Raw genomic sequence first — 25527 nt, forward strand, 5'->3', positions numbered from 1 at the left:
ATATGAAGAATACAGTAGCATTAATAGGAAAGCCAAATGTCGGTAAATCAACACTATTTAATAAAATAATAAATAAAAGAAAATCAATAGTTTATGATAAACCCGGCGTTACAAGAGATAGAATTTATGACACAGGAAAATGATCTGGATACGAATTTAACATTATTGATACTGGCGGAATAACTCAAGAAACAGGTAATTTTAAAGAAGATATAAAAAAACAAGCTGAAATAGCTATTAATGAGGCTGAAATTATTGTTTTTATATTAGACGGAAAAGAAGAATTAACATCTGAAGATTTTTATGTAGCAAGCTTACTTAGAAAAACGAATAAAAAAGTTTTAGTTGCAATAAATAAACTTGAATCAAATAATCTAGGGGTTTTTGATAGTCAAATTTATAAATTAGGTTTTAAAGATATATTTCCAATAAGTGCTATTCATGGAGATGGTATAGGTAATCTTTTGGATGAAATGATAAATAATTTAAATTTTAAAAAAAAGGAAGAAAGCAAAAACTTTAAATTAACAATTTTAGGACCTGCTAATGCAGGTAAATCAACATTGTTAAATACTCTATCAAATGAAGAAAGATCAATTGTTTCGAATATCGCAGGAACAACAAGAGATTCAGTATCAACAATAATTAATATAAATGATGAAGAATTCGAAGTCATAGATACTGCAGGAATTAAAAGAAAAAGCAAACTAACAGATAGTATTGAACATTATGCTTTAATGAGAGCAACTGATTCAATAAAAGAGGCGGATTTGTGTCTATTAATGTTAGATGCAACTGAAGAAGTAAGTCATTTTAGTCAAAATATTATTGGAATTGCTTATGAAGAAAAAAAGCCATTAATAGTAATTGTTAATAAATGAGATTTAATCGAAAAAGATACAAATACAATGTCTAACTACAAAAAAAATCTAGCAAAAAAATTAAAATTTGTAGATTGAGCTCCTGTTGTATTTATTTCTGCCAAAAATAAACAAAGAATAAACAAATTAAAAGATGAAATAATAAGAGTGAAAAATAATATATCACGAAAAATTAACACAAATCAACTAAATTCAATAATGATGACTGCTCAAATGATAAAACCTGCATCTCCTATAAAGGGTAAAAGATTATCGATAACATTTTCAAAACAAATAGAAGCTAAAATACCAAGTTTTTTACTTTTTGTAAATGATATAAAATGCGCACACTTTACATATTTAAGATATATAGAAAATCAAATAAGACAAAATTATGATTTTTCTGGAACACCAATTAATTTAATTCTAAAAAATAAAAATAAAAAAGAGGAAAAATAAACATGATAAATAAAATTGCAATACTCGGCAGCGGAGCCATGGGAACTGCTTGCGGTAATATTTTATTAGAAAATAACCACGATGTTATTTTCTATGGAATTAACGACAACGAATTAAACGATTTAAAAAACGGCTTTAATAAAAAGTATTTTTCAAACCCTTTATTTGGAAAATTCAAAACAACAAAAAACTTAGAAAAAGCTGTCGTAGATGCAAATTTTATTATCATAGCAATACCTTCTAAATTTATTCCTGATGTTTTTGAAAAATTACTTAATTTAATAAACAAAAAAACAATAATAATTAATGTTGCAAAAGGGTTTTGACCTAATACAAATGATTTCATTCATAGCAAGATGGAAAAATTATCATCAAATAATAAGTATGTAATTGATATAGTCTCATTATTGGGCCCATCTTTTGCAATAGATATAATTAATAAAAATATAACAATAGTAAATGCTATTTCTAAAAATTTAGTATCTGCTAATAAAGTTAAAAAAATATTTTCAAATGATTGGTTTGGAGTATCCACAAATAACGACGTAATTGGAGCAGAAATTGGATCGTCATTCAAAAATATATTAGCGATAGCCTCAGGAATGATGGAGGGTCTAGGTTATTCTACAAATACACAAGCTGCATTATTAACCTTTGGTTTAAAAGAAATGAAGAAATATGCTATGTTTTTAAATGCAAACGTTGAAACGGTTTATGACCTATGTGGAGTTGGCGATTTGATACTAACTGCACTTTCTGAAAAATCGAGAAATTACAGATACGGAAAAATGTTTTTCAAAAATAAAATCGACGATAATTTAGTAACAGTAGAAGGTTTATATTCATTAAAACATGTTTATAATCAGATTAAAAAAGAAAATAAAAAAATAAAATTGCCTTTAATCGAAGCAATTTACAATTTAGTATATAATAAAGATAATCCAAAAAAAATAATAAAAAACTTAATGAAAAAAATATAGTTTTGGCAAAGAAGGTAAGATGACAAAAAAAGAATTAATTAAAAAAACATCGGAAGAAACGGGTTTTCAACAAGCAATGGTAGAATCGATTTTTGATCAAATGGTTGATATATTAATTGAAGAAATGGCTAGATCAAAACAAGTTACTATCTCTGGTTTTGGAGTTTTTTCTTCAAAATTTGTTCCTTCAAAAGTACAACAACACAATATTACAAAAGAAAGTATTGAAGTTCCTGCCAAAATGGATCCTAGATTCAAATTCTCAGATGTTTTAAAATCAAAAGTGGATGAAATTTATCAAAAAACTAAAAAGTAATATTTTCTATAATATTCAAAATACCAGGGAAAGAAAGTTCAAGTTTTTTTCCATTTAACAAAGCTTCTTCGAGATGAAGAGCTTTTTTATTTTGTATTATTCTTTTTAAATCATTATGCATTATCAAAATAAATGTGTTTGCAAATTTAAAATAAATTATTCAAAATGCTACGCCATCATGCTCGCGTATAAAATCAAGATATTTTATTTGGTGCTCTTTAATGTTTTTTAAAGGTAAATAATCTTCTTCTGTACTTTTTGCCTCGAATGCTATATACCTCCCCTTATAAACACCATAATAATCAACTGAGCTTTTAGAGGAAATAATTGCACTTTCTAAATTTAACTTTTTGTCTTGTAATTTTACTGATTTAAACGTTATATCTAAATTTTTTTTATGAAATATAGCAATTTTATTTTTGAAATAAAATTCGTTAGTTTGATTAATTATTGTTTCTAACAACATGCCTCTATTTTTAAATATCGTTATCATATAAAAATTACAACAAAAAAATAAGGAATGTTTTCCCTACTTTTTCTCATTTTATAAGTCGTATTTTTTAGAATTTTTAAAATATTCCTCTTTGTTTTTCATTAAATATTTTATTAAATCAGCAGTCATTAACATAGCCATTACATCATTATGACAATATTTTTTTAAATCGTTAATTATTTCATTTCATTCATTATCTTTTATTACATTCAAGGCTCTTGAGGCGGCTGTAATTAATGCTGATGAACCATTTTTTATATTTAATTCAGAATACGGTATTATATTATGTTTTAAATATTTTCCTAACTTATTTTGAGTAACAAAATATTCTATTTTTTTGATTGAATAAGAACCGTTAATGAAACCTAAATTTATTATTCTGTCGTTAACATATAAATTTTGTCTATGACTTGAAAAAACATTGCACAAATCTACCAATTTACTTGTTATAAATAAGATCTTATCTTTATAAATTTCTAATTCATTTTTTGTTATCTCATTTTTGTAATAATAAATATATAACTTATCCAAAATTTCATTCAATCTTGATCTTTCATATGAAATATTGTAAATAATATAATATGAAATTTCTTCATCATATAAGTCGTCTATTATTTTTTTATAAGTACCCAGATCAAAATGAAGAGGGTCATAAACATAGTCTATTGATTCATAAATCTCATTATTTTGAGTTTTTATAATTGATGTCTGTGATATAACTTGATTTCATGCAGGCAAATAATCTATAAGTGGAGTAGGTATTGTAACTCCTTCAAAATCAAATCATGCAATTTTTGCTTCGCTATCATTTATTACTTTATATTCATTGATAAATTCGATGTTAGGGTTTATTGAAATTAAGTTATTTTCATAAAATTCTTTTATCATTCTTCGTTTTAAAACACCCAGGTTTTCATCTAATCCCGATATTGCCTTTAGTATTTTTTTCTGGCCAAACTTATAATCAGGAAATTGCTTTTCAAAAATTTTATTAAACCATTTATTTGAATTGAAATTGTCTATAAAATCATCTTTTGTGATTTTTCAATCCACAGGAATATTATCCTTATTTTTTATCAATGTTAAAAATTCTTCAAATGAGCAAGTATATAAACTATTTTTATTATTGTTATCATCAACACCCAATTTTTTATCATTAAAATTGTAATTTGCAAAAACTAAATTAGATAAAACATGTTCAATTATTGATAAATTATCTTTTTTAGCCCTTTTAGAGGAGTAATTGAAATTCGGGTTTGCAACATACAAATTTTCTATTTCTTCTTGCGTGTATTTTTCTTTATTTTCTTTCGATAAAGAAACACCACTTTTAGATGTTGAACAATATTTAGTTAGATAAAATTCTAATTTATTTTTTCTTATATTTTTATCTTTTAAAAACTTTGGCTTTAATAAAAATATTTCATTTATTTTAAAAAAATTAGCAATTATTTTGAAATCAAAATATGATTTTAGTAGATTTTTCTTCTTTGTTTTATTAGAATATATCAAATTACCAAAAGTATTATTTTTTAAATCAGCAAACATAACCTTGGAAATACATTTTTCGTATTCAAAAACAGGGTTAATTATTAATCAACAATTATCATCTATGGCTTTTTTAGTTTCTAAAACCATTTCTTCAACCCTTTGTTTTATTGAAATAAATCTTATTTTTTCCTTGGGAAATTTAAATTTATTTTTATAAAAATCAATTAGATAATCAATAGCCAATTTTGAAACTTCTTCAATTCCAGAAGACAATATTGTTAAATCATTAAATATACTAAATAAATAATGTAATTTATCTCCGTTAATTTTTTTTAAAACATTCTTTTCAAAAGTTGTATCAGCAAGTAATTTATTTTTCAAAAAATCTATTTTGTCAAAAGAATTGTATTTATTTAATTCTAACTTTGATTTATCGTCCAAATTAGGGATTATAAGCTCATCAAATATATTTTCAATCTTTTCAATTTTGAAATCAATAAAATCATAATCACTTTGCAAATCTAGATTATTATCATCAGTTTCGTCAATATTATCCTTTAAATCGTCAATATTATTATTAAAAATAATGAATGGTTTTGTGGTATTTGCTATTAAAAAATCAGAAAATGTATAATTTTTTTTGTTATTCATATTCAGGAACTGCCTTACCGACTTTTACTCATTCTAAATATAATTCTTTTCATTCATCAAAATTTTTACACGACAAAAATTTTACTATATCAATATCTGTTGATTCTTTTCATTCCGGACTAATACCTAATTTTGTATATTTTTCAAATCATTCCTGACAAGTTTTGATATCGTCTAATACTTGTTTTTCATTTACTTCAAAAAATCAATTTTTAACCACTCTTTTTTCTATATCAACTAAACTTGGTTGGGCGTAATCTTCTTCTTCTAAGAAACAAGCAACAATGGTAAATTTTTTAGCGCCAATTAAATAAGAATATAATTGAGCTTGCTTAATATAAGAAATATTTATATTATTTTGATTTCAACTATCTAATTTTTTAGCTCCTACTGTTTTTATTTCAATTACTAAATTTTGTTCTTTTAAAAATCCATCTGGTAATCCACCAAATAATAAATTTTCTTTAAAATAGTCATAATTGTATTCCTCTGCATTGAATCTTTGTATTTTAAAAGAATATTTTTTTTCAATTTTTTCCAATATTTTAGGTTCAATTGCAACACCTGCATTTGTGTATTTTGGATCTAAAACTGGGAACCTAAAATTACATAGTCTTGTGAAGGCTGTAAATTGACTATTAAACTGTGTTAATTCTAAAATATCACCAAGTGATGATCCTGTTATTTTTCTGAACCCACCCATTTGACCTGGTCTAATAGACAATAATTTTTTATGATAATTTTCTTCAAGTTTTATAGTTTTAGAATCATAATCAACAAAGTATTGTTTCCCATTATAAAAGTATCTTACTGGTATTTTTATTTGTTTTAAATCTGACATTTCAATTCCTTAAATTTATATAATAAATTTTACATAAGTTATAAGTTTTAAAAGAAAAAAGAAACTTATAACTTGATAAGTTCCTTTAAAATTTAATTTTCTTATATTTTTTAATAATGTCTTTATAAACTTCGGATACATCTTCGTAATAATTAGGTTCTTCAATATTAATCAATCGTATTCTATTAATTGATTCTGATATATCATCGGCCATATATAGTTTTTTTCTTCTATTAAATTTCTTTCAAATACTATAATATTCTTCAAATAATACATAGTATTCATTTCTCGTAAGTCAAGGAGAAAAACAAGTCATTATTTCTCTTAATAAAGAAAATAATATTAGTATTTCAGAGTTATACATATCTGTTATAACAATATATTTTTTTTGTCCAAAAACAAATGATAATGCTCTGGTAAAAGTTTTTTCAATATATGGTAATTTTATAATTTCAATATTTCTTTCTTTTAATATTAAAGAAACTTTTGAAATTTTTTGGTCAAATGAGCTTTGTTCAACAAATAAAATATCAAAAATCTTAGAAATTATTTTTTTAGGAAGGTATTCTCTAAATCTTTTAGTTTCAGGCGAATTTTGATTCTTAAAATTTTCTTGAATAAATAGCTCACAGAAACGAATAAAAGGCAAACGATATGACTTATTAATTTTGTTTCTATTAATAAAAAGGTTGTTTGATATTTTTTTAGAATATTCATCAGGGTTGATGGTTCCATAGTACTCATTTAAAAATTTTAGAATTTCACATTCATCTAAACTTTCGTTTGGTTTTTTATCAGTAATAATTTTTAAAAAAATATCATTTTTCTTTATTATTTCTCAACCAAATAATTTAATTATCTCTGATGTTTCCAAAACATTTGACGTATTCATTTTCTTTTTAAAGAAATATCACTTATTTGTTAAATAACCTATTTTTAGATCAAATAATATTTCTAAATTTTGCATTAAATTTAAACTTACATCCTGTTTTAAGTCATTTAATAAATTGAATAATTTTCTTCTATCAATTTCAGTATTTTTGCATATATCTGTTATTTTGAATTTCTTGATTTTTAAAATATTTTTTAAAAAATCACCAAAACTCGTGCATAAATTGATCTTAGATTCAATTATTTTTAAGTCTTCTTTACTCATAAATTTTATTTGCCTTTTTTAAATAATGCTATACTAATTCATTAAGCTAATCTACCTTAATATTAATAAATTATAATACTCATTATTTTGTTAATAAGAATTTAATAATTAATTATTAAACTTAATGACGCATAATTAGGTTTTAACAAAAAAAATAAAAATATAGTAATTATTTTTTTGTTATAATTTAAATATATTTTTAATAGGAGAATATATGAAAAAAAGCTTAAAATATTCATTAACATCAATGACATTACTTTCGCCATTTGCGATTGCCTTAATATCTGCATCATGTAATCACAATGAAAAATATGATCTAAACCAAAATATAAAAGAATTAAAATCATATACAGTCGAACTTGAAAAAATTATCGATTTTGAAGAAGAAGAATTAGAAAAAAATAACGCAAGTAATCTTTTAGCCCAAATAAATGAAATAAAAGAAGATGAAAATGATTTAAACAAAGTAAAGATTTTATTAAAAAATACTAAAGAAGCCATAAATAGTTTTAACGAAAGAAACAAGCAAGAAAAATCTGGTTTAGTTATTAATAAAATTGTTTTAAATCAAGAGGAAGTTATTGCTTCAAGTGTCGTCGAAGAATTAAAAAATACCAAAAATTGAAACGAAGTTAAAACAATATTTAATAAATTTTCAATTTCAGTTGAAGAAAAAGAATTAAGAGAAAACGATGAATTAACAGTCGCATCATCGACACATGCTCATGACGAAGAAGGAGAAATTCATCTAGACATTAATTTTAAACTTTCAGGATCTAAAGAAAGATTTACATTACTTGGATTTAAGAAAGTTGAACCTTTTGTTGATTTTTTAAACTGAAAATTTGCTTTAGAAGTTTCAAAAGAAATTGCAGATGAAGAACAAAAAACATTGATTGAAAAATTAAAGGCCGAACAACAAAAAGGATTTAATGACTTATTTAAATACTTAAATACCTTTACAATTGTTGAAAAAGTAAGAAATAATCATCCAGAAAATGAATTTAAAATAATTTTTGATGATCAACAAAATCTTACAAAAGTCGAAGAACACAAATTATTTTTATATTTAAAAGCCTACCAAACTGGACAAGAAGAATCCGATGCTACAATTTATTTAGTAATAAATCTTGAAAAAGATAACGAACACCACGAAGATTAGAATTAATTAAATTTTATAAATAAAAAAATAGGAGCTATTTATGTTAAAAATTAACAAATTAAATTGACTACAAAAAATAGTTTTCTATTTTTTTATTTTATTTATTGCTATAACTATCATTTTCTTTGCAATAAACATCTTAATAGAACCTCAAATTAAAAAAAATATTGAAACATATTCATCAATATCTCAAAGTTATTTAATGAGATATAAAGATTTTTGAATCAACCTATTTACATTTAATCCAGGTAAGATTTATTCTCATGAATTAGCAAGTGTAGAAAGTAATATTTTCTTACTATATTTATCACAATTTAAATGAACTATTTTAATTAGCTTTTTCATTTTTGTTTTTAGTTTTTTATTAGGTAATATATTGGGAGTTATTTCCGCTTATAAATTCAATAAATCATTTGATACTGCCATTTCTATCTTAATTTCTTTTTTAGGAGCATTACCACTATTAATAATTGCTATTTTAGCAATTTCAGCTTCTTCTTTTTTTGGATATCCTTCACAATTTTTAAATAATAAATTATCATTTGCATCATTAATTGTTCCAATATTAATATCATCATTTCCAACAATTGCAATTTTCTTTTCTAAATCAAGAAAAATTACTTTAGAAATATTAAAATCAAATAACTATTTATTTGCAAAATCATATGGTTTAAATAATAGACAACTATTAAACAAAGTTATTTTAAAACAACTATTTATTTCTCAACTGAATTTGTTTTTTGTAATATATACATTATTATTTACGATCACTATATTAATAGAAAGAATTTTTTCTATACCTGGTCAAAGCTTATTAATATCATTTGCCTTTAAAAAAGGTGAACTTGATATCATTATGTTTTACTTTATTTTTAATTTCATACTATTGTCATTGTTAATTACCATAAATAATGCTATTATTAAAAAATTGAACCCTATCTTGGATAATAAAAAACTTTTTCTATTTAAAAATATTTTTAGATTTAAAGGGGGTAAAAATGAATAACCTCTTTAAATTTGTTGTGAATAAAAAAACAAACACAAAATTATATACAACACATACAACTCAAACTAAACAATATTGAAAAAGATTCTTTAAATCTAAAATTAATTTATTTTGATTTACAACATTTTTATTAATAATATCTGCTTTAGTTATTGCATTATTTTTCATCAAAAATTCTCCAAGTGCATCAATAGATGATAGAACAAATTTGGTAAATAATTTGCCCTCTTATTTTAATCAAACTATTACGAGAAACTTTAACAGAGGAGATGAGCTTGAATTTATTAGAAATATTGCTGATTTAGAATATAAAGAAGCAATAAATAACCATCGTAATTTAATTTTTTGAATAGATTTTGATTCATCTAAAGAAATAGGTGGGAATCAAACCGTACATACAGATATTGTTACATTAACTTACAATCCATACAATTTAATAAAAGCTATAAATTTCTTAAAACTAAATGAAAATAATTTCCAAATAAAAATACCAAATGGACTATATTTAGGTACAAATAATCAAGGTATAGATATATACTCAAGATCAATTATTTCAATTTGAATAACTATTTTGGTAATATTTATTTCAATATTTATAAATATATTTATAAGTTTTAATTTAGCAAGTTTAATTAATTTTTATCCAAACAACATTTTTATAAAATTATTAGATAAATTAATAAATACTTTAAGCATAATACCTGAAATAATTTGAGTGTTCTTACTTTCAATTTTTATAGGAACTAATTGATATTCGCTTTTAGTTTCTTTATCATTGGTTTGCTGAGTTTCATACTACAAGTTCGCTAAGGATGAAATAAAAAATATGATGTCCAAAGAATTTATAATTGCTTCTAAATCAATTGGTTCATCATATTGAATAATTGCTTATAGACATATTTTTAAATACATATTTGCAAATTATTTAATAATGATGGTTGAAAGATTTTCAATAAATATATTAATTGCCTCTTCTTTATCGTTTCTTGATTTTATAAATGAGAGCAATAATCTAAATATTGGAACAATTCTAAAAGAGGCAATAGGAATAGCTAGCCAAGATCCATCTTATCTAATTTTAGTTTCGACGTTCATAATTCTATTTTCATTAAATCTTAAATTATTATCCTCAGCTTTTGCAAATACCTTTAATCCTAAAATTAAGTAAAACATTTTAATTAAGTAATCAATTTTTTATTAAAAAAACGTCTCAGTATTATCTGAGGCGTATTTTTTTATTAACTTATTTATTTAATACTTTTTCATTTACTTTACTGGTTTATATTTTTTATGTAATATTAATCCTAGATGATATATTTGAAAAATAGAAACTATCGAGAATACTGATACCGAAAGAAATATTAATCCTTCAAATAAAACGATATTTCTTTCATATAACAATGTTATTGAATGTCTTTTTTTATCAACTAATCCTTTATTTTTACCATAGAAATGTTTAAGGTTTCATAGAATGCCATTTACTGATTGAATTAATACTGATATATAGATAAATGATAAAAACAATAGAAAGGCATTAACATAAAATAATGAATACATAATTATTTTATTTTGCTTATTTAAATTTTTATTCTTTAATTTAAATGTTGAAAATAAAACTATAAAAAATATACTTAAAATTATTAAAAATATTAATATTAATATTCTAAATTTATTAAATCAAAATATTTCAACTGCATATTCATAACTTTCGTCTAATTCTGTTGCACTCATTGCATTTGAATGTAAGAATCATTGAGTATATGATAAAACTAAAATAAAGATTGTTAATATTATAAGAGAATAAAATGACAATGCTGTTGCTCATTTTATTTTAGAAACTTTTATTTTTATCCATTTTAAATACCTCATATAACCTTTGTTTATCGCGGCATCAAAACCTAAGATAAGACCTATAAAAGCTAGTAGAATAGCAATAACAATAAATATTCAAATTATTATTTTTGTTCTTCTTTTCATTATTTTAATATATCCTCCATCTCTTAATAAATTAGTTATTTCAATTCCTGTGTATTTGTTTCCGTTGAAATTAAACACTTTTTCTAATTTGCCTGCAAATTTATTGTTTATTGCAAAATTATAATCATATTTATTTCTTGAATATTTCGTTATAATCATTTGACTGTAATTACTTCCTCAACCATAATTACATAAAAATCTACCATCATCATAAGCTCCGTAAGCAACTACCACATGACCATTATTTCAAAATTTATTGTTATCATCTTCTCATTGTACTCCAGTAAAACAGCAACCTAAAGCAGTTGGCTTTTTGTACTTATAAACTGAAGATCAAGCACTATTTAAGTTATCATCTCCTCAATATGAGTAATTTATTTTTGAATTAGATCATTTATTTCTCAATATAGATTCAGCTATGTATTTAGCATGTCATCAATAATTTACTCCATTTCCAAATCAGGTTTTTTGATATAGGTATTTTAAGAATTCATCGTCCAATCTTGGACTTACATTATTATTAATATTATATTTTAAACTTCAATTATCTTCAAATAATGAATCTTTTAAATCTAAAAATTTACTCTTTTCTCATTCATTTAAATATCCTGATCCTTCAAAAAACTCATTGTACATGATTAGCATATTAATAGCCACATATCCGCATATTCCCCCGGATGAAGATTTTAAATAATTTTCCTTATTGATGTAATAGGGTGTAAATTGCTTAAAATAATGATGCTCTTCACTTTCGTTTGGATTATATGAATTTTCATCAGAGTTATAACCGAATGTATTATAATCTCCAGTTTTAAACCATCATGAATTTTCTACCTCTTTATCAGCATAAATTAATCCATTTTTTTCAGGTTTTATTTTATACTTTTCAAATTCTTCTTTTGTTTTTGCGGTTCTAACCATCTCAAGATCTTCATCTTTAAAATTTGTAAAATCATTTGACTTTTGTTTTTTTTCACGTTTATGATCTCCGGGTCATGGTTTATCCCTATTTTCATACTTTGGGGCCACAGAAAAACTCCCATAGTCATGGTAATTTAATCTAGTGGCTTCAAGATAATTGAAGCTAGATAATTTTATGTCAGGATTTACCTCATAAATTTTGTAATCAATATCACTTATTATTGAATAACCTTTATCTTTAAACCAAAACATTTTTCCTGAAGAAATACTTGGGATTCAGCTAGTTATTTTGTAAGATTTAATTATTTCTGCATCTTGTCTTCCTGTTAATTTTATAAAATCATACAGTGCATATTTCTTTTGTTTTTCTTCGTCTATTTTTAAATTATTGTCGTCTATTTTAGCAGACATTGCTACTAAGGGTAATGTTGTTAAAACAGGCAATAATATTAATTTTATTTTTTTCAATTATTACCTCCTTTATACCTATAGTTATAATACTAAAAACAAAAAAATGGTAATAACCAGTAAAAAAGCTTAAAAAAAATACAAATTTTTATAAATTTGTACAAAAAATTAGGTTAAAAACTTTTTTTATAGACTTAATTAAGAAATTTTAGGTTGTGTTATTTTATATTTTTTAAAATCTAAAAGTTTATTTATTAAATAGTATTCATGCTATTTTTTTCTTTAATTAATTTATTTATGATTAACCTTTAGTGTCTTCTGATTTTTTTCTAATATTTATTCTAAATTAATATTTTTGTCAATACCTTCTTGTTTTGCAATAGATAATAATATTTCTTTTATTTGATTTAATGAACTTGTGCTTTCTTCTTGAAAATTGATATTTATCAAATTATTTTCTTGATTGAAATCCATGTCATTTTCAAATAAATTAATTATAAATTCAAAATCTGATTCGTAATTTTTTTGTCCAATATTATCAATTACATTATCTTTTAAAATTAAGAAATCATTTTTAAATTCATTGATTAAGTTTTCATCTTTTACATTCTTCTTAAGTAATAAATGTCAAAGACCCATTTCGAATATTAAATTTATTATAGCATGTGAATGACTGTGTGAGTTTTTATCACTTTCAATATTTATTGTTTCCAAATTATCGATTGTGGAAATTTTAGATTTATTGAATAAATTATTTTTTAAAAAATCTCATGATGAATTTATTGCTTTTTGTAATTCACCCAAATTAATATCAATTCCACTAAGTCTTTTATCAATGATTTCTATAAATTTTAAAAATTGTTGATTATCAAAAACTAAATTCACATCATTTAGCACTGCATCAACGTCTTGAAAAATTAACTGATATTTATCAAATAGTTTTGCCAATTTCGTCTTTTCTTTACCAAAATTTTCTAGTCATTTTTGGTAAAAATTTTGAATTGCTTCAGCATTTTTAGGATTACCTTGATCAACTATTAGAGCCGACACTTTATTTTTAAATGCTTCAATTTTTCTTATAAATTTATAATAATATTTTCTGTAATTACGATAAGTATTTTTTACACTTGTAAAGATTTTAGATATTTTTTTTAAATAAATTTCTTTGATATTATTTGTAGAAATGTTTTTTAATTGTATTTCCTTTGTATTATCTTTATTATCTAATGAACTTCCTAAAGATAAATCTTCTTTATCATTAGGGTATTCAATACATGAAATGGTTATCAAAGGCAAGGGAGTTAATAAAGTAAAAAGTGGTAATAGAATCTTTTTTATTTTCTTCATAGTTTATTTTTCCCTTTCAAAATTAATCAATGTAAAATCATTTTTTGTTTCCTCTTCGTCAAATCCTTTGAAGTAATTTCAATACAACGAAGCAGTAGCTACTAATTTTTCTTCATTATTGATAAATTTATAATCAGTATCATTTGCAAATTCAATAAATTTAAGTTCAAAATATAATCTTCCTAACTTATTTTTTTCAGGTATTAAATTAATATCAATTCTTTTTATTCCACTGAGTGTTTTTCCTTTTTTATTTTCCAATGCATATGCTAATAAATAATTATTTACATATGAATTAAAAACTTTTATTTGATATGAATCATTATTCAACAATGAAGCTTCAAAATTTCTTCTACTATCGTTGTTTCAATAATTAAATAATTCAGTCATTTTATTAGAAGCATTTGTTAATCCTTGCATAAAAGCAGTTTGGGGATCATTAGAAATAAAATCTTCCAATTTAATGCCCGATGGAATACCTGTGTTTGTTGGCTTAAATGAATAAATATCATCAGGATTTATTTCTTGCGGAATTTTATTATTAGTAATCATACCTTTTAATCTATGACCATGATCGTCAAAATTCGAACTAATTCAAACATATTTTTGGAAACTACCATCTTTCTTAATGACTTTAACAATTGCTTTAAATAATTGATTTGTATCAAAATAATCACTAAATTCAAAATCGATTACCTTATATTCTAAGTCTTCATCTTTTTTATATTCAGGAATTTTGATTGTAAATATTTCATCTTTAAAGGAATTAAAGAAGTACATTAGCCCTTTTGCGTTTCAATAATCTGGAGAAGTTGATGATTTTATAAAATGGTTAATATTATCTATTACGGTTAAATATTTTTTACCATCAATATATAAAAGCGGGTTTTCAACATAATCTGAAAATAAAGGAAGTTCTTCGTTTAAACCTTTTAATCCAACTCCAAACTTTCCATTTGTTGCATAGCTCCTAAATCCATTTAAATAATATTTATTATTTTTTTTATCCTCTTGCAATAATTCATTATTATTTCAATCTTTGATACTCTTAATTTTAAAAGAAATATAATCTTCATTTGAAGTAAAAGATTTAATAATTTCTGCCTCAGCTCAATTGATATCTATTCTAGCAACATCAACATTAAATTTATTTAAGTATAACTTTAATAGTTGATTAAATGTATCTCTTTGTTTTTTGTGTTCATTACTTAAAAAAGTATGTGCTTGAATATATTGCGGCTGTATCCAATCAGAAAAAAAAGTTTTTTCATTTTTATGATTAACCAAATATCTTTTATTCATTGTTGAGAAATTTAGCTTAATATCTTGATTTAATCTAAATATAATTGTCTGTAAATCTTCGAAATAAGGATCTCTAATTCTATTAAAATCCTTTCCATAAATTGTGGATAGATTTGAAAACCATTCATCATTAAAATCACCGGCAGAATCAACATCGTCGAATGTATATTCGTTTAAAAAATCATTGATATTGCTTTTTGAATTTGAATCAAAAATTCTTATATTATCATTATCGGTAATATGTTGTTTTCAATTACTTCTTATTGGAAAATCAGGTACATATTGAACTCATATATTATTTTTTAATAAAAACATTTTTTGATCTTCAATTTTTACGCCATCAAAAAAATGTTTACCATTTTTATCAAAGTGGTAAAATATTTTTTTATCTTTTTCTAAAGATGCAATTTGGTTAAGACTTAACCTATTTAAAAATAGCCTTGATATTTTATTAATATCTAAATATACTTCTTTTTTATTAGGATTTGAACAACTTGCAACTGCGATAGGAACTGTTGAAAATGGTAAAACTGAAATTGCACCAAAAAATAAGTTTTTAATTTTCATAATTATTAATTTTATCACTTTTTTTTATATTATAGTTATAAAATTATTGTATAATAATTTAGTTTTAATTAACATTTTAATTATTATTAAAAAGTTTAAAAAAGGAGGAAAAATGATAATAACTGGGCAAAATACAAGTTTTTCTAGTAATTTTGAACTTATATTATTTTTAAATTTACTTGTTTATATCCCAATATTAATGTCTCTTCCTTTAATAATGATGGGAATACTTGCTCTAATTAAAAATAAAGATAAAACAAAAATAAAAAACACTTCTTTAATCTACATGTATGCATTTTCAACCGGAATGTTTTTGATGATTGGAGCATTTGGATTTTTAAGAGAAGGTTATGAGATCGCTAAAAACTTTACACATGGTGGAAGTGCAAAATTTGGATCCGAAATAAATAGAACCCTTGTAATTGTTTCAATAATAGGTCTAAGTTCTTTAATAGGTTTTACACTTGTTATTGGCGGAAGATATCTATTTATTAAAAAATTAAAAATAGATCCTCATTCAAAACACGAAGATCACAATCATTCAGATCACTTAATTTCTTTTAAAGACGTTGATAATCCAAAAGCCGCATGACTTGCAATACTTTTATTATTAAGTCACAGAATTATTGATGGTTTCTTTATTGGGTATTCTATTTTTAAAATAATAAGTGCACAAAATACATTTTCAAGTTCATTGATGTTGTTAATAACTTTTACAATCCATATTTTGATTGAGATGGCAATAGTTTATTTTAGACAAATTCAATATGGTGAGAAAAAATCAAAAGCTATTTTATATAACTTTTTAACTTTCCTATTAATTATTCCTTTTGTATTTTTAGGAGCATTTACAGGAAGATTTTTAAATAATAATTTACAATGAATTCAGTCAGCATTGTTAATAATGGGTGGTTCAATCATAATATTCACAGCTGTGTTTGAATTAATACCTGAATTTATTCACATTAGAAATAAAGATACAAAAACTTTGTACCGTACATTAATTATTTTTGGCTTATCAATTGTTTTAACAATTATGTTATTAAGTTTTCACACACATTTATAAAAAAATGAAAAAAGGAGATTAAAAAAATGAAAAAAATATTTTCTTTATTAAGTACAACATTTTTATTAACTCCAACTTTTTTAATAGCATGTCAAAAAAATGATTTTAATCAAGATAAATATCATTTTATTGAAAAAAATAACTTTGCAAATGACTATAAAGACTTTAGCTATCTTGCAAACAACTACGTATCTAAAAATATACATGAAATTAATTTAGCAACTTCTGCTAAATTATTTCGTATAAAATCAAGCAATCAACCATTAATTGATTTTAGAGATAACATTGTAATCATCCCTTCAGAACTTTCTTATAAGTTTGAATGAGCAAACCAAATAAATATATCAACCGAAAACAATGATTTTATTTTTTCTAACGACGAAATTGATGATGTTCAATATGAATATGAAAATGATAATAAAGAAAATGGTATTTTTAAACCAAAAAAAGAAAAAGGAAACGGTTTTGATAGCCCCTTTTTATTTATTCCTTCATCAAATCAAAATTCTATTAACCACAATGATTTTAAAAAAGCATTACAAAATGCAAAATCAATAGAAATTAAATCAAAAAATCTTGATAATGTGTGAATTGATTACAATAAGAAAAAAGCTAATCAAGATAATAAAATTAATATAAATTCTTTTAGACTTGGTTTATTTGCTAATTTATTAAAAAATAAATCTTTTAGACACGGTTATGTCGAAGAAAAATCGATTAACATCGATCAATATAAAGATATGAATAATAACATTGATGGATTTGATTTATATCAATATTTATATGACAAAAAAATTGACATTAAAAAATTATTTGATTTTAGCGAAGATTCAATAACTTTGAAAACTCTTGATGATTCATTTGTTGATTGAACTGATATTTTTGAAAATCTTTTTATAATTCAAAATTATTTTGATGCTATACCCTTTGAAATTATTTATAAAAATTACGGAAATCCAATGGATAATATTAATTGATTTTTTGAATATGGAAAAAGTTTTAAAGATAGGTTGTTTGCATCAAATTATTACATTTCAAAAATGGATAATAATGAAACAATTCTAAATATTAATAAAAACTATATTAATAATGAAAAAAACATTCCAAACAAAATAACAATTCAATATAATTCCTTACCATTATCACCAAATACTTTTTCATTACAATCATTAAATGCTTTTAAACAAAATATAATTTCAAAAATAGATTATGAAACTTTAAATATTGACGAAAAACAATTTATATTGAATAATTTTAAGAAATACAATTTTTCATACTTAAAAAATTACAATAGATTTTCTATGAATAATCCTATTATAATTAACTATTTACCAAACTTAGAAACTAAGTTAATGAACAAAACTTTTATTAAAATGTTTTACGGTTTGAATAAAAGTAATAATTTAGAAATTTCTTCAAAAAATATTTGATTCCAAAGTCTTTTTAATAATTTGATAAATCAATATGCTCTTGTTGAAAATAATAAAGATATTTGATTATCACAAGCCCCAGAAAATTTAAAACTTGAAGGAAAAAATAAGGTATTAAATATTGAAGAAATTAAAGATGCTTTTATTAATATTTCAAAACCTATAATATTTGATCACAAAGGAATTAAAATAAAAAACACATTCCAATATCAAAATAAAAATAATTTAACTAATCCAAATTTAATTTTTATTGAAGAAAAAATAAAATCAAATTGATTTGATGAAATTTCAAAAAGTCTAAAAAATATCTTAAATGATTTTTTTACAAGTAACACTAATGATAAAGAAGCATTTGTTAATATTCCTATTTTAATAAAAACAAAAAATCAATTTGTTGAAGATAGACTTCGTTTAATAAAAAAAATCTTTAATTCAATTGATAGAAGGTTAAAAATAGAAATAACACCAATAGATAATTTTGAAAAATATAATATCTTCTTTAAGTCTAATAATTCAATCTACAAGGAATCGAAATTCAATATTTTCGAAGGTAATTCAGTTGAATATTTATATTCACAAATCTTAAATAAAGAAAATAACTTATCTATTTTGTTAAATACACTATTCGAAGGCAAAGAAGAATTCAAAGAAATTTACAAAGAATTAATCGTTCTTAAAGAATTTTTAAATTTAAATAAAATTGATATAACACAAGATTTAAGTGAGGAAAGTAAATCATTATTTAGAAATTATTTAAGTAATTTAAAAATAGAAAATCAGTTAAATCTAATTAATGAAATTTCTAACTTAATTAGTTATACTATTTCATTTGATAATCAAATTAATATTGATAGTTATTCTAAAATAGTTTTCCAAAAGCATTTTGAAAAACCAATAGGATGAAATAATTTAAACTACTTCCAAGATATAAAGATAAAAGGAGAAATTAATGAATAAAAATAGAAAAATATTATTATCATCACTTTCAACAATCAGTTTAGTTTCATTACCATTAATTTCACTTTCATGCGTCGATAATAACGAAAGAAAGGAAAAAGTCCAACTTTTAACTTCTTCACAAATACAAGAAATAGTTAATAAATTTGACTTTAGATTAACAGATGATGGCCAAGAATTGGTTAAAAATAATGCTCTAAATGATTTATGAGATAAATTAACAAGATCAAGAGACAATACTAAAAATAACTCACAGTTGATTATTAACTGAAATGATGAATTTAAAAAGAATTTTGCTTTTAAATTCCATAAATTAAATGGATTTGGTTCATCTCATAAGTATAATTTTGAATTAATTTTTGATAATCAAACTCCTGCAATTAAGTATGAAATAATATGTGTGGATAGAAACGATGAAAAAGAACATGAGGGAATTGTTAAATTAGAAATCGACTAATTTTACAGTATAATTTAAATATATGAAAAAAAGAAAATTAATGATATCCTTAGGATCAATAATAGGTGTTGCAACTCCTCTATTTGTAGCTTCTTGTGGTAATAACGATAAAAAACAATTAATTGATGAAAAAGAAGAAACTTCATCATCTACTACCGGCAAATCTGAAACTACAACAAATAGCGGTTTCCTATCTTCTTCGCAATTACAAGAAGTAAAAGAATCATTCTTATTTAATTTAACTCCTGCAGGCCAGCTTTTGAGTTATGAAGAAAGAATGGAAATTATTAAAAAAATAAGAAAAGATAGTTATCCTCAAGATTCAGGAGTATCTAGCCAATCAATAACACCAGAATATACTTTTAACAGAGTTCAACAAAATGAACAATTTAAAAAATATTTTAATTTTGTTAGTGTTGAAGGCAAAAAATTTGGATACTTAAATGGTCATAAATTAGAAATGGAGTTCGTTGTTGAAGACAATATAAAACATAAAACAGCAATTAGATATGTATTAAGATGTCCTGATAAAATATATAAAGGTAGAATGGCTGTAGAAGCTGAAGAATATATATATTTAGACGAATAAAATGAATAATAACATATAGAAAAAAGTTAACATTGCACAATGTTAACTTTTTTAATACTTTAATTTTGTTTAATCGGCGCTTATTTAATTTTTGAGATTATTTTTTTAATTATTTGTTCTCTTTCTTCTTTGTTATGTTTATATAATTTATCAATTCTTTTAGCTTGTTTTAATTTCATACCTGTAAATCACGATATTGCTGTTTTAATCATTCTAAAATCAGTGTTTTTATATATTGTGGTTATAAATCAAGAGGGTGCATCACACGTTGAAAAAACTCTTACTATTTTGTTTTTTAAAAGTTTATCTCATCCAGACCCATCTTTACGATAAGAAAAAGCAAATCCTGACTGAAAAACATTGTCTATATAACCTTTTAATAAAGCAGGGATTGACCCTCATCAAAGCGGATAAAAGAAAACAATTTCATCTGCTCATTTGATTTTTTCTTGCTCTTCTTTTATAATGTTTAATTGTTTTTCATCTTGATTATTTTTGATTAAAATAGGATTTAGTTCTAAATCGATTAGATTAATTTTTTTAACATTTTTTCCTAGTGTTTTTAATTTTGCTTCATAAGCTTCGGCTAAAGAATTATTAAAAGATTCCTTGGTTGGATGTGCCATTATTAAATATACATTCATCTTAATCCTTAAAATTATTTTTTTTATTTAAAAAGAAACTTTTTCATATTTTGAAAATACTTTTTTGATAACATCACAAATTTCACCTTTTCTTTCTTGATGCTTAATTTGTTCACATTTTTTAAAAGCCAATAAACCATCATCAATTGCGGAATAATTAAAATTCATTTCATTTTTTATATTTAAGTACGTTTGAGAATAAATTTGATCAATCTGTTCTTCATTTTTGTTTTCAAAAAAACAGTGAGTTATTTCATGAAGAATGTAATTAAAAATAAATGCTTCACAATTGTAAATATCTGAAACAAAAATCATTCTTCTTGCACCTTTATGAAATGTAATTGCAGCTATATCACTTTTATCAATAAAAGGCATCGTTATTAATATTATTCCTTTTGTTAAAAGATAATTTTGTAATTCAAATATTTTTTGTTTAAAGGTTTTAGATTCATTGCAAATAATTTTGATTACTTTTTTATAAATAATTTCAAACGTGTTTTTTCTAAAAACTCCAATTTGTTTGTCTTTAATTGCATCAAAAACTGATAGTTCACAAAATCTTATTCAAACCTTACTATTTGGATTTGCATAAATACTTTCATCTGCTAAAGCATTTTCTTTTAAATATTGGTAATAATTTTTTAGATCAGCAACACCATAAAATCTATTCATTATCATTAATTTTTTACTGATAGACATATCTTTTGTTAGCTTTATATTACCAACAAGCGGTAAGCTTGGATTTTCAATTATAAAATCCTCGCCATAGTTTTTTAGAAGCAACTCAATATTTTCTGCTTCTACTTTTTCTTTATTTGCATAGATTGAATATACCTCAGCAAGCGTTCCTAATTCAAGATTAAATACATTTTCTAATCCTTCAATTATTGAAATACTTAAATTCACGTTTGTTTTACTGTTAATTATGATGTAAACATACTGAGTGCTTAATCCTAATCTTTGAGCTAATTCTTTTTGAGACATTGAAAATTTATTTAAGTAAAATAAGATTTCTTCACCAAAATTAGTTCCGTGTAAATGAATATGCTTCAAATCGCAAATGTGATCTAATTTCATTTGTTTCTCCATTGTTTAGATTTCTTTAGCAATAATATCTTCTTCTTTTACTCCAGAAGGTAATAATTCTTCCATAGTAAAAGTTAATTCTTGTTTTAAATCAGTTGAATGTAAAATGATTTTTGCATTTGATAATAAAAATTGTGACATAACTTGTCTGCAAGCTCCACAAGGATACAATACTTTGTTTAAATTACTAATTATGTGTAATTCCTTAAATGTACCAACCTCTGCACCATGAACGACTGAGCCAAATAATGCTGAACGTTCCGCACATAATCCACTAGGATATGCAGCATTTTCACAGTTCACACCATAATATTCATTTCCATTTTTATCGATTGCTACTGCAGCGACTCTAACTTTTGAAAATGGGCTATATGAGTAATTTAGTTTTTCTTTTAATAGTTCTTTTGTCATAATACTATTATTTTACCACTTTAAAAATTCAATTTCAAAAGAGTTTAAACTATGTTTAAAAAAACTAGTAAAAAAATAAAAAAATATAAACTGTTAAGTATTTTTGCTTAACACTTTTTTTTATGGTAAAATATTTTCATAAATTTAAAAAAATATAGATTTAATGCAAAAAAAAGAAAGGACAGCCATGGTTAAATTAAGATTAAAAAGAACCGGTAAAAAATTTCACGCTACTTATAAAGTTGTTGCATCTGATGCAAGAGCTCCGCGTGATGGTAAATTTATCGATGAATTAGGGCACTATGACCCACATACAAAACAATTATTTTTAAACGAAGAATTAACAACAACATATTTAAACAACGGTGCTAAACCAACAGAAACAGTTAGAACTCTATTAAAAAGAAATGATTTCTACAAAAAATACATTGAAAATAAAAACAAATAATTAAATTATGAAAATAAACATACTCACATTATTTCCAAAGTACTTTGAAACATTTAAAGATTATAGTATTATTGCTAAGGCAATTAAGCTTGGACACCTAGAATTAAATATTATTGATTTTAGAACTTTTTCTAAAGAAAAAAGAAACAAAGTTGATGATACAGTTTATGGTGGCGGTGATGGTATGCTTTTACAAGTAGAACCAATTGATTTAGCTTTAGAAACTGTTCCTAATAGTTATAAAATTCTAGTCAGCCCTCAAGGAAAAACTTTTGACCAAAAGAAAGCTCATGAGTTATCAAAATATAATGAAATAACTTTAGTTTGTGGTCATTATGAAGGTTTTGATGAACGCGTTTTAAATTTTGTTGATGAAGAATTATCTATTGGTGATTTTATTCTAACTGGAGGAGAAATTCCAGCTATGGTAATCACTGAAGCAGTTTCAAGATTAGTTCCAGGAGTATTGAGAAAAACCAGTCATCAAAATGAAAGTTTTGAAAATGAAGGATTGTTAGATTATCCTCAATATACAAAACCTGCAGAATATAAAGGTTTAAAAGTTCCAGCAGTATTATTATCAGGAAATCACAAATTAATAAAAGAATGACGTGATGAGCATGCTTATTTAAAAACTTTGAAAAATCGTAAAGATATAATAGAAAGGATTAAAAATGAGAAGTAATTTATTAGAACTTGTAGAAAAAGATCAAATTAGAACCGACTTACCACAAATTAGAGAAGGTTATGTTGTTAGAGTTCACGTTAGAATTAAAGAAGGTGATAAAGAAAGAATTCAAGTATTTGAAGGTTTAGTTATTGCTTCTTATGGTGAAGGTATTAATAAATCTATTACCGTTAGAAAAGATTCATATGGTGTTGGTGTTGAACGTGTATTTAAGATTAACTCACCTTTAATTTCAAATATTGAAGTTACAAGAAAAAATAAAGTTAGAAGAGCTAAACTTTACTACATGAGAGGTCTTAAAGGAAAAAGCACAAGATTGAAAGAAATCAAAAGAAAATAATTTATATTTTTTTAAAAAAGCACAGTCAATGTGCTTTTTTTATTTAATCTTGAAAATCGAAAAAATGTTTATAGTATTTTTATAATATTATCAACTATCCTTTTGATAACAGAAACAGATACAGAATTACCTGCTTGTTTATATAAATGTGAATTAGCAATGTTGGGTAATTTATATTCCTTAGGAAATCCTTGAAATAAAAAGCATTCTTTAGGAGTTAATTTTCTAATGCCTTTTTTAGTTATTATTAGAGGAACATTATGCCCGCCTGTGCCCATATTAGCTGTTAGAGTTGGACAAACATTCGATTTGTTCTCTCTCACGTATTGTCTTCTCCATTGATAAACTGTTTTATCATTATTCATTTTTTCTTCCAAAATATCAAAATATTTAAAATTATCTTTTGTATAGAAATATTTATCTTCAACAATTTCATAATCTATTAAATCAGTAATTTTATTATTTAAATGTATGGGTTTTGGAGACTCAAATTTTTCTCAGATTTTTTTATCTTTAAAAGCAATAATATAAATTCTTTCACGATTCTGAGGAGTGTTTCCGTATTCCATGGTGTTTAAAACTTTGTACTTTACATAATATTTTTGACTTTCTAGTGATTGCAAAATGATTTTAAAGGTTTTACCGTCATCATGACTAACTAAATTTTTAACGTTTTCTAAAAAAATTATTTCAGGTTGTTTTGCTTTAAAAATTCTTTCTAAATCAAAAAATAGATTACCGCGACCTTTTTCGTCATTAAAACCTTGTCTATATCCAGCAATCGAAAACGCTTGACAAGGAAAGCCAGCAATCATAATATCAAATGAAGGAATTTCTTCTTCATTTATACATCTTATATCTCTATTATCTACTGTTAAATCAAAATTATTCTCATAAGTTATAACGGCATTTTTATTATACTCATTTGCATAAATAACATCACCTAGTTTTTTAAACCCTAAATCAATGCCACCAACTCCTGCAAAAAAACTTGCAATCCTATATCTTTTCATTTTTATACCTCTGTAAATAAACAATAATTCAAGTTTAAAACTTTTAAAATATTTCAACATCTCCTGTCTTCATATCTATAATTGCGTAACATTTTTGATTTTCGTTCTTTATTATTTTTTCAATAATAGAAAAACGCGGTCTTTGCCCTAATGATTGTTTTTGATTAAAAGTTTTATATTTATTTACTCTAATTATGCCCAAATTTTCTATTGGTATTCTATAGCAATAAAATTCATCTTCTTCCAAATTTGATCTTAAAAATTCTAATATATCAAATGTGCTTTTAGGACCAAAAGAAGTTAAATCATCATCATAATTGCTGGTTGCTTTTATTTGTACTTTTTTATTATCAATTGTAATGGCGTCTTCACTCCCACCGCACGAAGATCTTAATTTATAATTATTCAATATGCAAGCTAAATTCTCGGTTATAGCCTCATGCAAATTGACCCCTCTAGTA

Annotated in this window: 25 protein-coding genes; 13 read left to right on the top strand and 12 right to left on the bottom strand. The window is 23.5% G+C overall.

Annotated elements, in window-relative coordinates; translation table 4 throughout:
- The first annotated feature begins 2 nt into the window (after positions 1–2).
- Genes der through V2E26_RS01200 form a run of 3 tightly spaced genes read left to right on the top strand, consistent with a single transcriptional unit; the run spans position 3 to position 2615 of the window.
- A complete protein-coding gene (gene der, locus V2E26_RS01190; protein WP_330463621.1) occupies positions 3–1319 on the top strand; it encodes a ribosome biogenesis GTPase Der in 1317 nt (438 codons plus the stop codon).
- A gap of 2 nt (positions 1320–1321) precedes the next feature.
- Positions 1322–2299, top strand: a complete 978-nt coding sequence (locus V2E26_RS01195; protein WP_330463622.1) for an NAD(P)H-dependent glycerol-3-phosphate dehydrogenase — start codon at positions 1322–1324, stop codon at positions 2297–2299.
- Between the two features lie 19 nt (positions 2300–2318).
- A complete protein-coding gene (locus V2E26_RS01200; RefSeq protein WP_330463623.1) occupies positions 2319–2615 on the top strand; it encodes an HU family DNA-binding protein in 297 nt (98 codons plus the stop codon).
- Here the strand turns inward: V2E26_RS01200 and recU are convergent.
- The 4 genes from recU to V2E26_RS01220 all read right to left on the bottom strand — a co-directional run bounded on the left by recU (position 2605) and on the right by V2E26_RS01220 (position 7247).
- The gene (gene recU / locus V2E26_RS01205; protein ID WP_330463624.1) at positions 2605–3108 is read right to left on the bottom strand and encodes a Holliday junction resolvase RecU; all 504 of its coding nucleotides are present in this window, start codon (positions 3106–3108) and stop codon (positions 2605–2607) included. The genes V2E26_RS01200 and recU overlap by 11 nt on opposite strands.
- Positions 3109–3159: 51 nt before the next feature.
- Entirely contained in the window at positions 3160–5250 is a 2091-nt protein-coding gene (locus tag V2E26_RS01210) for a UU173 family protein (protein WP_330463625.1), read from the bottom strand.
- A complete protein-coding gene (locus V2E26_RS01215) occupies positions 5243–6091 on the bottom strand; it encodes an MAGa7180 family putative nuclease (RefSeq protein WP_330463626.1) in 849 nt (282 codons plus the stop codon). Before V2E26_RS01215 ends, V2E26_RS01210 begins: the two co-directional genes overlap by 8 nt.
- 85 nt (positions 6092–6176) lie before the next feature.
- A complete protein-coding gene (locus tag V2E26_RS01220; protein WP_330463627.1) occupies positions 6177–7247 on the bottom strand; it encodes a hypothetical protein in 1071 nt (356 codons plus the stop codon).
- Between the two features lie 214 nt (positions 7248–7461).
- Between V2E26_RS01220 and V2E26_RS01225 the strand changes: the two genes are divergently transcribed.
- From V2E26_RS01225 to V2E26_RS01235, 3 genes are read left to right on the top strand one after another with little or no spacing between them, the layout of a single operon-like run.
- A complete protein-coding gene (locus V2E26_RS01225) occupies positions 7462–8409 on the top strand; it encodes a hypothetical protein (protein ID WP_330463628.1) in 948 nt (315 codons plus the stop codon).
- 40 nt (positions 8410–8449) lie between these two features.
- Positions 8450–9415 carry an ABC transporter permease subunit gene (locus tag V2E26_RS01230; RefSeq protein WP_330463629.1) on the top strand — a complete coding sequence of 322 codons (966 nt, stop codon included), beginning with the start codon at positions 8450–8452 and terminating at the stop codon, positions 9413–9415.
- Entirely contained in the window at positions 9408–10583 is a 1176-nt protein-coding gene (locus V2E26_RS01235; RefSeq protein WP_330463630.1) for an ABC transporter permease subunit, read from the top strand. The genes V2E26_RS01230 and V2E26_RS01235 overlap by 8 nt, the downstream gene beginning before the upstream one ends.
- Positions 10584–10681: 98 nt before the next feature.
- Here V2E26_RS01235 and V2E26_RS01240 read toward each other — a convergent pair whose 3' ends face one another.
- From V2E26_RS01240 to V2E26_RS01250, 3 genes are all read right to left on the bottom strand, one after another.
- Positions 10682–12781 (bottom strand): putative cysteine peptidase, encoded by a 2100-nt coding sequence (locus V2E26_RS01240; RefSeq protein WP_330463631.1) that lies wholly within the window; start codon positions 12779–12781, stop codon positions 10682–10684.
- Positions 12782–13057: 276 nt separating this feature from the next.
- Positions 13058–14068: an HxHSH motif-containing lipoprotein gene (locus V2E26_RS01245; protein WP_330463632.1), complete on the bottom strand. Its 1011-nt coding sequence runs from the start codon at positions 14066–14068 to the stop codon at positions 13058–13060.
- Positions 14069–14071: 3 nt separating this feature from the next.
- A complete protein-coding gene (locus V2E26_RS01250; protein ID WP_330463633.1) occupies positions 14072–15937 on the bottom strand; it encodes an MAG3240 family lipoprotein in 1866 nt (621 codons plus the stop codon).
- Positions 15938–16049: 112 nt separating this feature from the next.
- On the opposite strand from V2E26_RS01250, the gene V2E26_RS01255 reads away from it, so the two are divergent.
- Genes V2E26_RS01255 through V2E26_RS01270 form a run of 4 tightly spaced genes read left to right on the top strand, consistent with a single transcriptional unit; the run spans position 16050 to position 20436 of the window.
- A complete protein-coding gene (locus V2E26_RS01255; RefSeq protein WP_330463634.1) occupies positions 16050–17003 on the top strand; it encodes a ZIP family metal transporter in 954 nt (317 codons plus the stop codon).
- 26 nt (positions 17004–17029) lie between these two features.
- Positions 17030–19390 carry an OppA family ABC transporter substrate-binding lipoprotein gene (locus V2E26_RS01260; protein WP_330463635.1) on the top strand — a complete coding sequence of 787 codons (2361 nt, stop codon included), beginning with the start codon at positions 17030–17032 and terminating at the stop codon, positions 19388–19390.
- Positions 19383–19847 carry a variable surface lipoprotein gene (locus V2E26_RS01265; RefSeq protein ID WP_330463636.1) on the top strand — a complete coding sequence of 155 codons (465 nt, stop codon included), beginning with the start codon at positions 19383–19385 and terminating at the stop codon, positions 19845–19847. Before V2E26_RS01260 ends, V2E26_RS01265 begins: the two co-directional genes overlap by 8 nt.
- Positions 19848–19869: 22 nt before the next feature.
- Positions 19870–20436 (top strand): hypothetical protein, encoded by a 567-nt coding sequence (locus V2E26_RS01270; protein ID WP_330463637.1) that lies wholly within the window; start codon positions 19870–19872, stop codon positions 20434–20436.
- A gap of 80 nt (positions 20437–20516) precedes the next feature.
- On the opposite strand, the gene V2E26_RS01275 is transcribed toward V2E26_RS01270, so the two are convergent.
- From V2E26_RS01275 to cdd, 3 genes are read right to left on the bottom strand one after another with little or no spacing between them, the layout of a single operon-like run.
- Positions 20517–21080 (bottom strand): NAD(P)H-dependent oxidoreductase, encoded by a 564-nt coding sequence (locus V2E26_RS01275; protein WP_330463638.1) that lies wholly within the window; start codon positions 21078–21080, stop codon positions 20517–20519.
- Between the two features lie 27 nt (positions 21081–21107).
- A complete protein-coding gene (locus V2E26_RS01280) occupies positions 21108–22157 on the bottom strand; it encodes a helix-turn-helix domain-containing protein (RefSeq protein WP_330463639.1) in 1050 nt (349 codons plus the stop codon).
- Positions 22158–22172: 15 nt separating this feature from the next.
- Positions 22173–22577 carry a cytidine deaminase gene (gene cdd / locus V2E26_RS01285; RefSeq protein ID WP_330463640.1) on the bottom strand — a complete coding sequence of 135 codons (405 nt, stop codon included), beginning with the start codon at positions 22575–22577 and terminating at the stop codon, positions 22173–22175.
- A 187-nt stretch (positions 22578–22764) separates the two neighbouring features.
- Between cdd and rpsP the strand changes: the two genes are divergently transcribed.
- From rpsP to rplS, 3 genes are read left to right on the top strand one after another with little or no spacing between them, the layout of a single operon-like run.
- Positions 22765–23025: a 30S ribosomal protein S16 gene (gene rpsP / locus V2E26_RS01290; protein ID WP_330463641.1), complete on the top strand. Its 261-nt coding sequence runs from the start codon at positions 22765–22767 to the stop codon at positions 23023–23025.
- A gap of 7 nt (positions 23026–23032) precedes the next feature.
- Positions 23033–23710 carry a tRNA (guanosine(37)-N1)-methyltransferase TrmD gene (trmD, locus tag V2E26_RS01295; protein WP_330463642.1) on the top strand — a complete coding sequence of 226 codons (678 nt, stop codon included), beginning with the start codon at positions 23033–23035 and terminating at the stop codon, positions 23708–23710.
- Positions 23700–24053, top strand: a complete 354-nt coding sequence (gene rplS, locus V2E26_RS01300; protein ID WP_330463643.1) for a 50S ribosomal protein L19 — start codon at positions 23700–23702, stop codon at positions 24051–24053. Before trmD ends, rplS begins: the two co-directional genes overlap by 11 nt.
- A gap of 68 nt (positions 24054–24121) precedes the next feature.
- Here the strand turns inward: rplS and dcm are convergent, their stop codons facing one another.
- Both dcm and V2E26_RS01310 read right to left on the bottom strand, forming a co-directional pair.
- On the bottom strand, positions 24122–25066 hold the full coding sequence (gene dcm, locus V2E26_RS01305; protein ID WP_330463644.1) for a DNA cytosine methyltransferase: 945 nt from the start codon (positions 25064–25066) through the stop codon (positions 24122–24124).
- Between the two features lie 43 nt (positions 25067–25109).
- Positions 25110–25511 carry a Bsp6I family restriction endonuclease gene (locus V2E26_RS01310; RefSeq protein ID WP_330463645.1) on the bottom strand — a complete coding sequence of 134 codons (402 nt, stop codon included), beginning with the start codon at positions 25509–25511 and terminating at the stop codon, positions 25110–25112.
- Positions 25512–25527 lie beyond the last annotated feature (16 nt).

The sequence above is a fragment of the Metamycoplasma gateae genome, assembly GCF_036352135.1.
Lineage (GTDB): Bacteria > Bacillota_I > Bacilli_A > Mycoplasmatales > Metamycoplasmataceae > Metamycoplasma > Metamycoplasma gateae.